This is a genomic window from Streptomyces sp. NPDC101194, assembly GCF_044767885.1.
Taxonomy (GTDB): domain Bacteria; phylum Actinomycetota; class Actinomycetes; order Streptomycetales; family Streptomycetaceae; genus Streptomyces.
Genome location: NZ_JBIWOS010000003.1, coordinates 738601 through 754506 on the forward strand (window position 1 = coordinate 738601; position 15906 = coordinate 754506).

Sequence of the window (15906 nt, forward strand, 5' to 3'; positions counted from 1 at the left end):
TCGTCATGCGTCGTTCCGCGACGCGCGGTCCTCGTCGGTGACGACCGGGGCCAGGACCGCCGGGAGTTCGCCGGTGCCGGAGGCGTCCCGCCAGCCGGAGGCGAGCCTGCCGCTGCCGAACCGGGCGTCGTGGGAGGTGAGTTCGGCGGTGAGGTGCTTGACGACCGCCTTGCCCGAGTCGGCGTTGGTGAGGGCGACGAACCCCGTGCCGCCGTGCATCCGGCTGATCGCCATGTTCCAGTAGCCCGACGGCTCGCCGCCGTGGCCGAACTCCAGGTCGTCGCCGGTGTCGTCGACGATGGTGCCGAGCCCGTAGAACGTGCCGGCCTCCCCCGCGAGGAGCTCCCGCGCCAGGGTCTGGGGAACGAGCGCGCCCGGTGCGCCGAGCAGGGAGTCCCGGACGGCGAGCGCGAACCCGGCGATATCGCCCGCGGTGGCCCACAGACCGGCGGCGGCGAGGTGGGCGCGGTTGCGCCAGCCGCCCTTGAGGGGGGTGCCGTGGGCGTCGTGGCCGAGCGCCACCGGGAGGCCGCAGGTGCGCGGGTGGCCCTGGTCGAAGCTGCTGTCGACGAGGCCGAGCGGGTCCAGGACCAGTCGGCGCATCAGGGCTTCGAAGGGCTCCCCCGTGACGTCCTCCAGCACCTGCTGCAGCACCCAGTAGTGCGTGCTGCTCTTGCGGAACGTCCCGCCGGGTGTCAGTTCGCGCCGCACGCGCGGGGTGCCGACCGGGCCGCTTCCCTCCAACAGGTTCAGCAGGGTGGGCAGTTGCTCGCCGGGCCGGAATCCGACGCTGCGGTGCCGGGCGAGGCCGGCCCGGTGCCCGAGCAGCGCGCGCACCGTGACGGGTCCCGGTGCGGCCGGGTCGTCGCCCAGGTGCCAGGAGCGCAGATACGTGTCGATGTCCGCGTCGAGGTCGATCAGGCCCTGGTCGACGAGGCGCAGTACCGCGAACGCGGTGAGGTGCTTGCTGACGGAACCGACCTGGAAGAGCGTCCGCCGGGTCACCGGTCCGTCGCCCCCGGCCGCGAGGACCCCGTGGGTCCGCAGTTCGGCGAGCGCGCCGTCGCGGATGACGGCGAGAGCCACACCGGGGACGTGGTGCTCGGCCATGACGTCGGTGAGCCGGGCGGCGAGCGGGTCGGTGTTCCCGTCCTCGGACGCCGGACCGAGCAGCGCGGCGGCCCGCGCGACGGCGTCGTGGTCCGCGTGTCCGCCTTCGGACGCCTGCGCGAGCAGCGCGGCGAGGAGTTCCGCGGGCACCTCCACGGTGGCGGCGGCAGCGGTTGCCGGGGAGTCGTCCTTGGCCGGGGAAGCGGCCACCGGCGACTCGGCCGGGGAACCGGCCGGCGCGGTGCCCCCCGCCGGGGAGCCCGCCGCGTCCTCGTCCACCGCCGCGGCCAGGTCGATCAGGGTGTCGTGCTGGTACATGCGGTAGACGGAGACCGTCAGGCCCGCCTCGCGGGCCGCGGCCAGCACCTTGATCATCAGCAGCGAATGGCCACCGAGGTCGAAGAAGCGGTCGTGGACACCTATGCCTTCGACCCCCAGGACGTCGGACCAGATGGCGGCCAGGGTCTTCTCCGTCGGAGTGCGCGGCGGCACGTGTTCCGTACCGGTGCGCAGCGCGCCGCGGTCGGGTACCGGCAGCGCCTTGCGGTCGACCTTGCCGTTGGCGTTCAGCGGCAGGGCGTCCAGGGGGACGAAGGCCGACGGCACCATGTAGTCCGGCAGGCGCAGCGCGCAGTACTCGGTCAGTGCCCGGGGGTCCGGTGCGGCGGTGTGCGGAGCAGGCGTCCAGTAGGCCACCGTACGCCGGTCGCCGGGCACCGGCTCGTGCACCGTCACATGGACGTCGCGCACGGCGTCGTGGGCGGCGAGCACCGCCCGGATCTCACCCAGCTCGACGCGGTAGCCCCGGATCTTGACCTGGTCGTCGAGCCGGCCGAGGAACTCCACGTTCCCGTCGGAAAGTTGACGCACCAGATCACCCGTGCGATACAGCCGCGCACCGGGCCGCTGCGCATACGGATCCGGCACGAAACGCTCCGCCGTCAGATCCGGACGCCCCGCATACCCACGCGCCACACCCGTACCACCGACATACAGCTCACCCGCCACCCCGACCGGCACCGGAGCCAGCGCCGCGTCCAGGACGTACACCGTCGTGTTCGGCAACGGACGCCCGATCGGCACCACCTCCCGGCCCACCGGCCCGGTCACCGGGAACACCGTCGACCCCACCGACGCCTCGGTCGGCCCGTACTCGTTGATCAGCCGGCCGGGCCCCAGGATGTCCAGGGAGCGGTCGGCGACCGTGCCGGGCAGCGCCTCGCCCGCCACCACCGTGACCTCGGCCAGCTCCTGCGCCTGTTCGGTGGTGAGTTGTGCGGTCAGCAGCTCCAGATGGCCGGGGGTGAGCTTGATGAAGCTGTACGGGGCTCCGGCCAGCAACTGCCGCCCCAGGTGGCCCGGTTCGGTGTCCTGGGACACGGCGTAGACCCGCTGGCCGGTGACCAGTGGTGCCCAGAGATTGGGTACCACCAGGTCGAACGCGACCGACGAGAACAGCGGCGCACCCCCCGTGCCGCGGGAGGCCAACTCCCGCGCCGCCCAAGCCACATGGTTGACCAGACCCCGGTGATGCACCTCCACACCCTTGGGCACCCCCGTCGAACCGGACGTGAAGACGACATACGCCAGAGCGTCCGGATCGTCCACACGCCCCGGCGCCGTGCTCGGAAGCGAGCCGACGTCCTCGCCGATGAGCAGTACCCGGGCCGCGTCGCCGAAGCGCTCCTCGTACGCATCGGACGTGACGACCGTCCCGGCCCCCGATGTACGCACGATCGCCGCCACCCGCTCGGCCGGGTACGACGGGTCGACCGGCACATACGCGCCGCCCGCCTTCCACACCGCGAGCAGGGCCGCCACCAGGGCGGGTCCCCGGTCCAGCTGGACGGCGACCCTCGACTCCGCGCGCACGCCGCGCGAACGCAGCGCATGGGCCAGGCGGTTGGCGTACGCGTCGAGCTCGGCGTACGAAAGGGTCCGCCCGTCCAGGGTGACGGCCACGGCGTCCGGGGTGCGGGCGGCCTGCTCCTCGAAACGCCGGAGCACCGTCGCCGTCTCCGCCTCGTACACCGTGTCGTTCCACTCGACCAGCTGGCGCCGGAGCTCGTCCTCGGGCAACGGGACGATCCGGGCGTCGCCCGCCGGGTCCCGCGTCATGGCGGTGAGGACGCCCTCGTACAGGGCGGTGAGCCGGTCGGCGTGGTGACGGGACAGGGCGTGGGTGTGCGTCGTCATCAGGAGGTGGCCGGAGACCGCGGACACGGCCAGGCCGAACTCCGTGGCGCCCTCCCCCGAGCTGTCGCCGACATCCACCCGCTCGGTGTCCACGTGGTCGAAGTCCTGATAGCTGAACCGGACGTCGAGCAGGCGCTCCACCCCGGCGTCGTGCTGGATCGCCGGCATCGGGTAGCGCCGGTGCTCCCACATCCCCGCCTCGTGGGCGAAGACGTCACGGACCAGTCCCTCCCAGCTGCGTTCGCGGTCGGAGTCGAAGGCGAACGGCAGGGTGTTGAGGTACATGCCGTACACGCGCTCGGCCCCTGGCGCCTCGGGGCGGGCGCTGAAGACCAGCCCGGAGTGGAAGCGGGTCTCCTCGGTGAGCATGCTCAGGACCTTCAGGTGCGCCGCGAGCAGCACGCTCTTCAGGGAGACCCGGGCCCGTGCGGCCACGGCGCGCAGCCCCTGCTCGAACGGGGCCAGCCGCACCGCGACCCGGAAGGTCTCGCGCGGTGCCGAGCGGTCGCCCGCCCAGGCCGTCGGCAGGGTGAAGCGTGCGTGGCCGCCGGTGACGCCGGCCCAGTGCGCGCGGTCGTCCCCGGACCGGAGGGAGCGCTGCTCGGCGGCCACGAAGTCCGCGTACCGGACCGCGGGCACGGGCACGTCGGAAGGGGCGCCGCCGTCGCGGACGCGCCGGTAGTCGTCGAGCAGTTCCATCAACAGCGCGCGGTGGCTCCAGCCCTCGGTGATCGCGTGGCACACGGTGAGGCCGAGCCGCCAGGCACCGGGTCCCTCGACGTGGGCGGTCATCCGCAGCAACGGCGCCCGCTCCAGGTCGAAGAGGTCGGCCCGCTCCCGGGAGATGAACTCCTCCACGGCGTCGCGCAGTCCCGTCGCGTCGAGCCCGCTCAGATCGTGCACGGCGACGGGGATGTCCGCCCGGGCGTGCACCACCTGAAGCGGCTGGGACCAGGTGTCGAGGTGGAAGGAGGTGCGCAGCAGCTCGTGCCGGGCGACGACGGCGCGGGCCGCGGCGCGCAGCGCGTCGGGCGAGAACGGCACGTCCTCGGTGATCCGGAACGACGACACGTTGTGGTACGCGTGCTTGGTGTCGTCGGCGAGCATCTCCAGGACCATGCCGAGTTGCACCTGGGTCAGCGGATACGCGTCCACGGCGTCCTCGGGCAGCGACGCCCGGTCCTCGGCGGACACCAGCGCGAACCGTTCGACGGGGGCCTCGATCCCGGTGGGCGCCGGCCGACCGGTGAGGTGCTCGCTGAGCGCGGCGACGGTGCGGAACTCGAACACGTCGCGCACCCCGATGTCGAACCCGGCGGCGCGCAGCGCCCCGACGAGGGCGACGGCTCGGATCGAGTGGCCGCCGATGGCGAAGAACTCGTCCTGGACGCCGACCCGTTCGAGACCGAGGACCTCGGCCCAGACCGCGGCGACGCGCTCCTCCGTCCCGGTGCGCGGCGCCACGTAGCCGTCGTCCGCCGCACCGGCGGGGTCGGGCGCGGGCAGCGCCCTGCGGTCGACCTTGCCGTTGGCGTTCAGCGGCAGGGCGTCCAGGGGGATCAGGGCCGCGGGGACCATGTAGTCGGGCAGGCGCCCGGCCAGGTGGGCACGGATCTCGTCGGCGGTGACCGTCGCGGGTGCGTAGTACGCCACCAGTTCGCCGTCGGTGCTCGTCACATGGGCGTCGCGCACGGCGTCGTGGGCGGCGAGCACGGCCCGGATCTCACCGAGCTCTATCCGGTAGCCCCGGATCTTGACCTGGTCGTCGAGCCGGCCGAGGAACTCCACGTTCCCGTCGGAAAGTCGACGCACCAGATCACCCGTGCGATACAGCCGCGCACCGGGCCGCTGCGCATACGGATCCGGCACGAAACGCTCCGCCGTCAGATCCGGACGCCCCGCATACCCACGCGCCACACCCGTACCACCGACATACAGCTCACCCGCCACCCCGACCGGCACCGGAGCCAGCGCCGCGTCCAGGACGTACACCGTCGTGTTCGGCAACGGACGCCCGATCGGCAGCACGTCGAGATCGACCGTCCCGGTCACCGGGAACACCGTCGACCCCACCGACGCCTCGGTCGGCCCGTACTCGTTGATCAGTTCCGTGTGCGGGGCGAGCGCGCGCCAGCGTTCCAGCGTGCCGCGCGTGAAGGCCTCGCCGGCCACGACCAGGACCGGGGCGAGCGCTCCTGCCTGCTCCGCCGTGAGCTGCCCGGCGAGCACGTCCAGGTGGCCCGGGGTGAGCTTGATGAAGCTGTACGGTCCCGAGGCGACGAGGCGCTCCCCCAGGTCGGCCATGTCGACGTCGCCGGCGACCGCGTGCACCGCCTGGCCGGTGACCAGTGGCGCCCAGAGATTGGGCACGACCAGGTCGAACGCGACCGACGAGAACAGCGGCGCACCCCCCGTGCCGCGGGAGGCCAACTCCCGCGCCGCCCAAGCCACATGGTTGACCAGACCCCGGTGATGCACCTCCACACCCTTGGGCACCCCCGTCGAACCGGACGTGAAGACGACATACGCCAGAGCGTCCAGATCGTCCACACGCCCCGGCGCCGTGCACGGAAGCGAGCTCAGGGCCTGTTCGGGGAGTTCCGTGAGAACCACCGTGGCACCGGCCGCCTCGCGCATCACGGCCACGCGCTCGTCCGGGTGGGCCGGATCGACGGGGACATAGGCGCCGCCGGCCTTCCACACCGCGAGCAGGGCGGTGAGCAGGTCGGGGCCCCGGTCGAGCCGGACCAGGACCCGGGACTCGACGCCGACGCCGCGCTCGCGCAGATGGTGGGCCAGCCGATTGGCCCGTGCGTCGAGCCCCGCGTACGACAGGGTCCGCCCGTCCAGGGTGACGGCCACGGCGTCCGGGGTGCGGGCGGCCTGCTCCTCGAAACGCCGGAGCACCGTCGCCGTCTCCGCCTCGTACACCGTGTCGTTCCACTCGACCAGCTGGCGCTCGCGCTCGCCCTGCGGCAGGAACGACGCCTGCGCGTCGCCCTCCGGATCCGCCGCCATCGCCTCCAGGACCTGGCGCAGCATGGCCGCGAGGCGGTCCGTGCCCGACCGGCTGAGCGCGCGCGGCGACGCCGTCAGGACGAGGTGGCCGACGCGTGCGGAGACGCCCAGCGGGAACTCCGTGGGGCTGTCGTCGATGCTCGCCAGGTAGTCGACCTGCTCGCGGTCGACCTGGTCGAAGTCGTGGTAGCTGAAACGCATGTCGATCAGCCGCTCGCCGTCGGCGAGCTCCCGCTGGATGACCGGCATCGGGAAGGCCCGGTGCGGCCACAGCTCGATCTCGCGGGCGAACACGGCGGAGACCAGGTCGCGCCAGGTGGCGGCCGTGCGGTCGTGCGCGAACGGCAGCGTGTTGAGGTGCATGCCGTAGACACGGTCGGCGCCGAGCACCTCGGGGCGCGCGTTGCACACCAGTCCGGTGAAGAAGCGCTCCTCCTCGGTGAGCATGCTGAGCGTCTTCAGGTGGGCGGCGTGCAGCACGCTCTTGAGGGAGGCGCCCGACTTCGAGGCCAGCGCCCGCAGGCGGTCCTCCAGGTCGTGGAAGGGCACCGGAACCCGGTAGGGGGCCCCCTGGTCGGCGGGGTCGCCGCGCCAGGGCGCGGGCACGGTGAGCCTGGCGTGGCCGTCGACGACCGACTGCCAGTACCCGCGCGACTCCGCGGAGTCGAGGACGTCCAGCTCGGCACGGACGAAGTCGGCGAACCGGACGGCGGGGCGCTCCGGTGCGGCAGGCTCCTTGCCGTCGACCAGGCGGCCGTAGGCGTCGAGAACCTCCATCAGGAGGGAGTGGTGGCTCCAGCCGTCCAGGATCGCGTGGCACTCGGTGTGCGTGATCCACCAGCTGCCGTCGCCCGCCACGTGCGCGTACAGGCGCAGCAGCGGCGGCGCGGCCAGGTCGAACAGCGCACCACGCTCCTTGAGGGTGAACTCCTCCAGGGAAGCCCGGAGTTCCTCCTCGGTCAGCTGCGAGAGGTCGCGGGCGCCGACCGGCATCTCGGCGGATTCGTGAACCAGTTGCAGCGGCACCGAGTAGCCGGTGAGGGCGACGGAGGTGCGCAGCGCCTCGTGCCGGGAGACGACCGCGGCCGCGGCGGCGCGCAGCGCGTCGAGGGAGAAGGGCCGCTCGTCGCGGATCCGGAAGGATGTCACGTTGTGGTAGGGGTGCTTGCCGTCGTCCGTCAGCATCTCGACGACCATGCCGAGCTGCACCTGGGAGAGCGGATAGGCGTCCACCAGCCCCTCGGGCAGCAGCGCCGCGTCCTCGGCCGTCACCAGTGCGAACGGCTCGACGGTGCGGCCGGCCTCGGCGGGAGCCGGGCGGCCGGTGACGAGTTCGGCGACCCGGGCGACGGTGCGGTGCTCGAAGACGTCGCGGACCGCGAGGTCGTAGCCGATGGCACGCAGCCGGCCCACGAGCGTCACGGCGCGCAGGGAGTGTCCGCCCAGCTCGAAGAAGCCGTCCTCGACGCCGACCCGGTCGAGCCCGAGGACCTCGGCCCACACCTGTGCGATGCGCTCCTCGGCGACGGTGCGGGGCGCGACGTGCCCCTCGGCGCCGAGCGCGTCCTGTCCCGGCTCGGGCAGGGCCCGCTTGTCGAGCTTGCCGTTGGTGGTCAGCGGCAGCCGGTCCAGGGCGACGAAGGCCGCGGGGACCATGTACTCGGGCAGCACCCCGGACAGGTGCGTGCGCAGCTCCGCCGGGGCGGGGGCGGCGTCGGCGGCCGGGGTCACGTAGGCGACGAGGCGCTTGTCGCCGGGGGTGTCCTCACGGGCGAGGACGACGGCGTCGCGCACGGCGGGGTGCGTGGAGAGGGCCGTCTCGATCTCACCGAGCTCGATGCGGAAGCCGCGGATCTTGACCTGGCCGTCGATGCGGCCGAGGAACTCCAGGCTGCCGTCGGGCAGCCGCCGGGCGAGGTCACCGCTGCGGTAGAGGCGGGCGCCCGCGGGCCCGTAGGGGTCGGGCACGAAGCGCTCGGCGGTCAGCGCGGGCCGGCCGAGGTAGCCCCGGGCCACGCCGGGCCCGCCGACGTGGATCTCCCCCGGCACGCCGATCGGCACCAGGGCGCCCTGGGCGTCCAGAAGGTACACGTCCAGGTCGGTCAGCGGATGTCCGACCGGGTTGCCGGCCCCTGGGTCCAGGTCGCGCCCGGTGAGCCGGTGGTAGGTGGTGTGGACCGTCGTCTCGGTGATCCCGTACATGTTGACCAGGGCGGTGCGCTCCAGGCCGAACCGGTCCGTCCACGGGCGCAGTTCGGAGACCTCCAGCTTCTCCCCCGCGAACACCACGGCCCGCAGAGGGAGTTCGGTGTCCGTGTCCACCAGCGAACGGAACGCGGAGGGCGTCTGGTTGAGCACCGTGACGCGCTCGCGCTTCAGCAGTTCGAGGAACTCGTCGGGGGAACGGGTGACGGCGTGCGGGACCACGACGAGCCGGCCGCCGTGCAGCAGCGCGCCCCACATCTCCCACACCGACACGTCGAAGGCGTAGCTGTGGAACAGCGGCCACACGTCGGTCTCGGTGAACGCGTAGTGCTCGTGCCCGCGCTCCAGGAGACGTACGACGTTGCGGTGGGTGAGCGCGACGCCCTTGGGGCGGCCCGTCGAGCCCGAGGTGTAGATCGTGTAGACGAGGTTGTCGGGGCTGCCCGGCACGACCGGGTCCGTGTCCGGCTGGGCCTCGATCAGTTCGGCGTCGGTGTCCAGGAGCAGCAGGTCCACGTCGAACGGCACGGCGTGCGCCGCCGTGGTGACGACGACGGGGGCCTGGGCGTCCTGACGGATGTAGGCCAGGCGGTCGGCGGGATTGGCCGGGTCGAGGGGCAGGTATCCGGCCCCGGACTTGAGGATGCCGAGCAGCGCGGGCAGCAGCTCGATGCCGCGCTCCAGGCTGAGGCCGACCAGGACCTCCGGGCCGGCACCCCGCGCGATCAGGGCGTGCGCGATGCGGTTGGCGCGGGCGTTGAGCTGTGCGTATGTCAGGTCGGTGCCCTCGAAGGTCACGGCGACGCGGTGCGGGGTGCGGGCCGCCTGCTCCTCGAAGACCTCGTGCACACGCCGCGTCACGGGCCGCGTCCTCGCCGGGGTGCCGAGCAGTACGGCCCGCTCCCGCGCGTCGAAGATGTCGTACGAGGACAGTGCCGCGTCCGGCGTGGCGGCGATCCCCTCCAGCAGGCGCAGCAGATGACCGGCGAAGCGCTGCACGGTCCCCTGGTCGAAGAGGGCGGTCGCGTACTCCAGGTGGCCGCCGAGCGAGCCTTCCGCGCCCTCGCGGACCTGCAGGTCGAGGTCGAACTTGGCGACCCGGCCCGAACCCTCGAACGGGGAGGTCTCGACGCCGGGGAACGTGAAGGACGAGCCGCGGTCGCCGTGCATCGTGAACGCCACCTGGAACAGCGGCGTGCGCGACAGGTCCCGCTCGGGGCCGAGCGCGTCGACGACCTGGGTGAAGGCCACGTCCTGGTGGTCGTAGGCGTCGAGGACGGTGGCGCGGGTGCGGGCGAGCAGCTCGGTGAAGGTGGGGTCGCCGCCGATGTCCGCACGCAGCACCAGACTGTTGATGCCGTAGCCGATGAGCTGCTGCAGCTCGGGCCTGCCCCGGCCGGAGACGACCGTACCGACGGCGATGTCCGTGCGGCCGCTCCAACGGGCGAGCAACGACTGGTAGGCGGCGAGGAACAGCATGAACAGAGTGGCGTCGTGCCGGGCGGCCAGGTCGCGCAGCCGGGCGGCGAGCGGGCCGGGCACTTCGAACGCGACGGCGCTGCCCGCGCCGTCCCGCACGGCGGGGCGGGGCCGGTCGGTGGGCAGTTCGAGCGGGGCCAGGTCGGCCAGCTGCCCGCGCCAGTAGTCCAGGTGGTGTCCCACGACGTCGCCGGTCAGCTCACCGCGCTGCCAGGCGGCGTAGTCGGCGTACTGCACAGCGAGCGGCGCGGGCGTGTCTCCCCGGTACAGCTCGCTCAGTTCCTGTCCGAGGACGCCGGTCGACCAGGCGTCGCAGGCGATGTGGTGGAGGACGACCGCCAGGACGTGCTCGTCGGTGGTGAGCCGGATCAGCCGGGCCCGCACCGGCCAGCCGCCGGCGAGGTCGAACGGTTCGGCCAGGTCGGCCTCGATCAGGGCGCGGGCCGCGTCCTCGTCGGCCGCGTCGGTGACGGTGATCGGGAACTCCCGCGGCCGGTCGATGACCTGGACGGGCTCGTCGCCCCGCAGTTCGTAGCGGGTGCGCAGGATCTCGTGCCGGTCGAGCACCGTCTGCCAGGCCCGGCCGAGGGCCTCGGTGTCGAGGTCGCCGCGCAGCCTCAGCACCAGCGGCACCAGGTACTCGGGGCTGTCGGGTTCGAGGCGGCCGAGGAACCACATCTGCTGCTGCCCGTACGAGAGCGGCAGCGGCGCCCCCCGGTCCGCCCGCGGGATCCCGGCGCGGCGGGCGGTGGTGCGGCTGCCCGCGAGGCGGCGGCGCAGCAGCTCGGCGCGGAGTGCTTCGGCGTCGACGCCCGGGACAGCGGGCCTCTCCATTTCCCCGGTGCTCATGCCTGGTGCTCCTTGGGTGTCTGCGGTGCGTTGTCCGTGTCCTCGACGGCCGCGCGGAGGTCGCCGTCGGTCAGTGCGGCTATCTCTGCCGTGACGTGCTCCTCGACCACTTCGGCGAGCCGCCGGACGGTCGGGCCCTCGAAGACCGCGCGGACGGTGAAGTCGATGTCGAACGCGCGCTGGATCTCCGAGATCAGCCGGATCGCGAGGATCGAATTGCCGCCCACGTGGAAGAAGTTGTCGTGCGCGCCGGCCTGGACGCCGAGCAGCTCGGTCCAGATCCCGGCGATGCGCTCCTCGACGGGGCCGCTCGGGGCGACGTGTCCGCCGTCCTGCTCGGGCCGTCCGGGGTCGGGCAGGGCGCGTCGGTCGACCTTGCCATTGGCGTTGACGGGAATCACGTCGAGGGCGGTGTACGTCGCCGGGACCATGTAGTCGGGCAGCCGCTCGGCGCAGTGCGGGGCGAGGTCCGGCAGCGGTGCGTCCGTGTCCGCGGGCACCACGTACGCGGCGAGGCGGGGTTCGGCGCCCTCGGTCCGGTGCACGGTGACGACGGCGTCGCGCACGGCGTCGTGGGCGGCGAGCACGGCCCGGATCTCACCGAGCTCGACGCGGTAGCCCCGGATCTTCACCTGGTCGTCGGCGCGGCCGAGGAACTCGACGGTGCCGTCGGGGAGTCGGCGCGCCAGGTCGCCGGTGCGGTAGAGGCGGGCGCCGGGTTCCTTCGCGTACGGATCGGGCACGAAGCGCTCCGCCGTCAGGTCCGGCCGTCCCGCGTAGCCACGCGCCACACCCGTACCACCGACGTACAGCTCGCCCGCCACCCCGACCGGCACCGGGGCCGACGCCGCGTCCAGGACGTACACCGTCGTGTTCGGCAGCGGACGCCCGATCGGCAGCACGTCGGCGTCGGGCGTCTCACCGTCCGGCGGTACCGGGTGGACGGTCGCGCCGACCGAAGCCTCCGTGGGTCCGTACTCGTTGAGGATCGCCATGTCCGGGGCGAGTTCGCGCCAGCGCTCAAGGCTCGCCCGGGTGAACGCCTCGCCCGCCACGACGAGGACCGGTGTGAGCGCTCCCGCCTGGGTCGCGGTCAGCTGGGTCGCGAGGATGTCGAGGTGTCCGGGCGTCAGCTTCAGGAAGCTGAACGGTTCGGCCTCCGCGAGACGTTTGCCGAGCTCCGAGAGGTCGGTGTCCTGCGGAAGCAGGAACAGCCGCTGCCCGGTGACCAGCGGCGCCCAGAGGTTGGGGACGACCAGGTCGAAGGCGACGGAGGAGAACAGGGCGCCGCCGCCGCAGTCACCCCCGGCCAGCTCCCGGGCCGCCCAGTCGATGTGGTTCGCGAGGCCCCGGTGGTGCACCTCGACCCCCTTGGGCGTGCCGGTGGAACCCGAGGTGAAGACGACGTAGGCCAGCCGGTCCAGGTCCCTGGCGCGGGCCGGTACCGCCGAGGGCCGCTCGGCGACGGCGCCGGCGTCGGTGTCCAGGCACAGCAGGCGCGGCCCGCGCGAGGGGAAGCGACTCGCGTACCCGGCGACGGTCACGGCCGTGCGCACGCGCGCCGTCGCGCACATCTCGGCCACGCGTCCGGCCGGGTGGGACGGGTCGAACGGCACGTACGCGCCGCCCGCCTTCCACACCGCGAGCAGGGCCGCCACGAGGTCGGGCCCCCGGTCGAGCAGCACCGCGACGCGTGACTCGGCGCCCACGCCCAGGGTGCGCAGATGGTGGGCGAGGCGGTTGGCGCGGGCGTCGAGCTCCCCGTACGTGAGCGTCTGCGAGCCGTGCGTCAGCGCGGTGTGCTCCGGCGCGGTGCGGACCTGCTCCTCGAACCGTTCGAGTACGGAGCGTTCGTCGGTGTCGTGCGCCGTGTCGTTCCAGTCCACGAGGATCCGCCTGCGCTCGTCCGGCGACAGCAGCGGCACCTCCCCCAGCGCCGTGTCGGGGTCGTGTGCCACCGCGTCCAGCAGGCTCAGGAAGTGGCCGGCCATCCGCTCGGCCGTGGCCCGTTCGAACAGTGACGTGGCGTACTCCAGGACGCCGTCGAGGCCGCCCTCGGGGGTCTGCCGCATGAACAGCGACAGGTCGGTCTTGGCCACCTGCCAGGCCTCGGTGAACGCCGCGAGGTCCGCGTCGTGCGTGACGACACTGGTCACGCCCTCGCTGTGCAGGTCGAAGGCCACCTGGTAGAGCGGTGTGCGGGACAGGTCGCGTTCGGGCTGCAGCTCGTCGACGAGCCGTTCGAACGGCAGCTCCTGGTGGACGAAGGCCGCGCGGGCGGTGTCCCTGACCCGGCCGAGCGCCTGCACGAAGCTCATCCCCGGCCGCAGTCCGCAGCGCACGACGAGGGAGTTGAGGAAGAAGCCGACCATGCCGTCGGTCTCGGGCCGGGTGCGGCCGGCCACCGGGGTGCCGACCGGGACGTCCCACTGACCGCTGTAGCGGGCCACCAGCGTGGCGTACGCGGTGAGGAGCGTCATGAACGGTGTCGCACCGTGCGCCCGGCCCAACTCGCCCAATCTCGCGGCCAGCTCGCGGGGAATCCGGAACGGTACGACCGCGCCGCGCGGGTCGCGCACCGCCGGGCGCGGCCGGTCGGTGGGCAGGGCGAGCGGGGCGATCTTGTCGAGCGCGGCCCTCCAGTGGGCCAGTTCCCTGTCGATCACCTCGTCGGTGAGCCGGGCGTGCTGCCAGGCACCGTAGTCCGCGTACTGCAGCGGCGGGGCGGGCAGCCGTGGCGTCCCGCCCGCGGCGAACGCCTCGCACAGGGTGCGCAGTTCGCGCTCCAGGATCACCGTCGACCATCCGTCGCAGGTGATGTGGTGCATGGTCAGGAGCAGGAGGTCGTCGTGGCCGTCGACCCGGGCGAGCAGCGCCCGCCACAGCGGTCCCCGTGCCAGGTCGAAACCCCGCCGGAACTGCTCGCCGAACAGGGCCGGCAGGTGGGCCCGGGTGGTGGACTCGACGCGCAGCTCCACGCCCGTGCCGTCCGGCGCGTCGATGATCTGGCGCGGCTCCCCGTCGCTGTCCGCGTAGCGGGTCCGCAGCGGCTCGTGCCGCGCGGCGAGAGCGTCCAGCGCACGCCGGACCGTCGTCGCGTCGAGACCGGCCGGCAACCGCAGGAAGAGCGGGGCGACCCACTCGGGGCTGCCGGGGTGCATCCGGTCCAGGAACCACAGGCGGCGCTGGCCCGAGGACAGCGGCAGCTCGCCGTCGCGCGGCACGGCCACGATGCCGGGCTCCTCGGTCCGCGTGCGCGGTGCCGAGCCGATCAGCCCCGCCTGCGCCTCGACCGTGGTGGCCGCGAACAGGCCGCGCAGCGACACCTTCTCGCCGGAGGCGGCCCGCAGCCGGGCGGCCAGGCGCGTCAGTTGGAGCGAGGTGCCGCCCAGGGCGAAGAAGTCGTCGTGCGCGCCCACCCGCTCCAGGCCCAGCAGCTCCGCCCACACCCCGGCGACCAGTTCCTCGGCCGCGTCGCGCGGCGCGGTGAACGCCGGCTGCTCCGCGGCGAGGATCTCGTCCGGCGTCGGCAGCAGCGCCCGGTCGACCTTGCCGTTCGCCATGAGCGGGAAGGCGTCGAGGGTGTGGAGGAAGGCGGGGACATGGCTGTCGGGGAGCCGCTCGGCGAGGAACCCGCGCAGTTCGGCAGCGCCGACGGGGGCGCTGACGGTGAGGTGTGCGGCGAGCCGCTTGCCGCCGTCGACCGTGTACGGCGTCACGACCGCGCCGGTGACGGCAGGGTGCGCGGCGAGGGCCGCCTCGACCTCGCCGGGTTCGATCCGCACCCCGTTGACCTTGACCTGGTGGTCCAGCCGGCCCAGGTACTCCAGGGTGCCGTCGGCACGCCAGCGCACCTGGTCGCCGGTACGGTACAACCGCCCGCCGGGCTCGGGAGCGTACGGATCGGGCACGAAGCGTTCGGCGGTCAGATCGGGGCGTCCCGCGTAGCCGCGGGCCACACCCGTGCCCCCGGCGCAGAGCTCACCGGGCACGCCCACCGGTACGGGCGCGCCGTTGGCGTCCAGGACCATGACCCGCATGCCGGGCAGCGGCCGGCCGATGGGCACGGGCCCCGCGGTGACGTCCGCGGCGACCTGCTGCGCGGTGACGTCGATGGAGCACTCGGTCGGCCCGTAGGTGTTCCACACCTCCAGGTCGGCGCCCGCCCGTTCACGCACCCGGGCGACGAGCTCGGCGTGCAGGGCCTCGCCGGCCGAGAAGAGCAGCCGCAGCGAGCCGCAGCCGCTCCAGTCGCCCTCCTCGACGAGGAGACGCAGCACGGACGGCACGACCTGGAGCACCGTGACACCGGATTCCGCGACCGTGCGCAGGAGGCCGGCCGGATCGCGCTCGGCGCCGGCCGGGGCGAGTACCACGGTGCCGCCACTGACGAGCGGCGCGAAGATCTCCCAGGCCGCGGCGTCGAAGCCGATGGTGGTCTTCTGGATCACGCGGTCGTCGGCCCCCAGCCGGTGGCGGTCCACGGTCCAGCCGACCCGGTGGGCGATGCCCGCGTGGGTGATCACGACGGCCTTCGGCCTTCCGGTCGAACCGGAGGTGAAGACGGCGTACGCGACGTTGTCGGGGTGTGCGGCGGCGAGCGGCGGCCCTTCGGGCGCCTCGCCGGCCGGGACCTCCTCGGGCCCCACGCGCCGGGCCCCGGCGTCGCGCACCGCGTCCGCCAGTTCGGGCCCCGCCAGCACCAGGCGTGCTCCGCTGTCGCGGACCAGGCCCGACAGACGCGCGGGCGGCTGTGCCGGGTCGAGCGGGACGTAGCCCGCGCCGACGCGCCACGCCCCGAGCAGCGCCACGACCAGATCGACGCCGCGCGGCAGGCCGACCCCGATCAGCGTCTCGGGCCCGGCACCCAGATCCCGCAGGTGGTGGGCCATGCGCAGCGACGCGTGGTCCAGCTCCTCGTACGTCACCGCCCGGTCGCCGTCGACGACGGCGACCGCGTGCGGGGTACGGAACGCCTGCTCGGCGAAGCGTTCCGAAAGCAGTTCGGCGTTCACGGTTACTCCTGTCACAGATCCGGGTGGGCGGGCG

2 protein-coding genes are annotated in these 15906 nt (G+C 73.5%); both read right to left on the reverse strand.

Annotation, left to right across the window (positions count from 1 at the left end; translation table 11 throughout):
* Positions 1 to 3: 3 nt before the first annotated feature.
* The gene (locus ACIRP2_RS16290) at positions 4 to 10857 is read right to left on the reverse strand and encodes an amino acid adenylation domain-containing protein (RefSeq protein WP_404250685.1); all 10854 of its coding nucleotides are present in this window, start codon (positions 10855 to 10857) and stop codon (positions 4 to 6) included.
* Positions 10854 to 15872: an amino acid adenylation domain-containing protein gene (locus ACIRP2_RS16295; protein WP_404250687.1), complete on the reverse strand. Its 5019-nt coding sequence runs from the start codon at positions 15870 to 15872 to the stop codon at positions 10854 to 10856. Before ACIRP2_RS16295 ends, ACIRP2_RS16290 begins: the two co-directional genes overlap by 4 nt.
* Positions 15873 to 15906: the final 34 nt, after the last annotated feature.